This window comes from Streptomyces camponoticapitis, assembly GCF_014646115.1.
Taxonomy (GTDB): Bacteria; Actinomycetota; Actinomycetes; order Streptomycetales; family Streptomycetaceae; genus Streptomyces; species Streptomyces camponoticapitis.
Genome location: NZ_BMMV01000072.1, coordinates 1 through 946, shown reverse-complemented (window position 1 = coordinate 946; position 946 = coordinate 1). Strand labels below are relative to the sequence as shown.

At 67.4% G+C, this 946-nt stretch carries 1 protein-coding gene; it reads right to left on the bottom strand.

The genetic code is table 11. The features are described from left to right. Positions 1-902: condensation domain-containing protein (locus tag IEY79_RS37095; protein ID WP_229701467.1), on the bottom strand; the 902-nt coding region annotated here is incomplete at its 3' end. Positions 903-946: the final 44 nt, after the last annotated feature.

Below are 946 nucleotides of genomic sequence, written 5' to 3'. Positions count from 1 at the left end.
CTGAAGGGAACGTCCTGGTGCGCCATGCCTTCCAGGACCGTGGCGCGGACCTGTTCCAGCACCGCGGTGAAGCGCTCTCCGGGTTCCCAGCGAGCCCGGAGAGCGACCACGTTGACGAAATACCCCATCAGTGGCGCGGTCTCGGGACGCGTCCGCCCGGTCATCGGGCATCCCACCGCGACATCACGCTGCCCGCAGACCCGCCCGAGGAAAACCTGATAGGCCGCCAGCAAGGTCATGAACATCGTCGCCCCGGAGTCCTGCGCCACTCGGCGCAAGGCCCGGGCCGCCTCCGCCGGCACGACGAACCGAACGTCCTCGCCACGCCCCGACTGCATCGCCGGGCGTGCCCGGTCAACCACCAGTTCCAGCACCGGAACACCTGCCAGCGCGTGCTCCCAGTAATCCAGCTGGGTTCCCAGGACACCCTGTTCCCGCAGCCCGTGCTGCCACCGGGCCACATCCAGATACTGCACCCCGAGTCCCGGGAGTTCGGCAGGCCGGCCGTCCACGGCGGCCCCGTAAAGCTCTCCCAGCTCACGCCAGAAAATCTCGTCCGACCACGCGTCGGTGAACGCGTGATGCATCACCACCAACAGGACATGGTCATCAGCCGACACCCGAAGCAACACCACACGCAGAGGCACATACCCGTCCAGGTCGAACGGTTCGACCGCCCGCTCCGCAACCAGTCCCGCCAGCACCTCCTCACGATCCCCACCCTCAGGAACCACCACCACATCCACGTCCACGGGACCCGCCGGCAGCACCTCCTGCACCACCGACCCCTCACGCTCCACAAACCGCGTCCTCAACACCTCATGACGAGCCGACACACCCCCCAGCGCACGCCCCAGCGCCTCCACGTCCAACAACCCCGACAACCGATACGCCGACGGCACGTTGTACGACCCCGCCCCCGGATCCAACCGCCACAAAAACCACA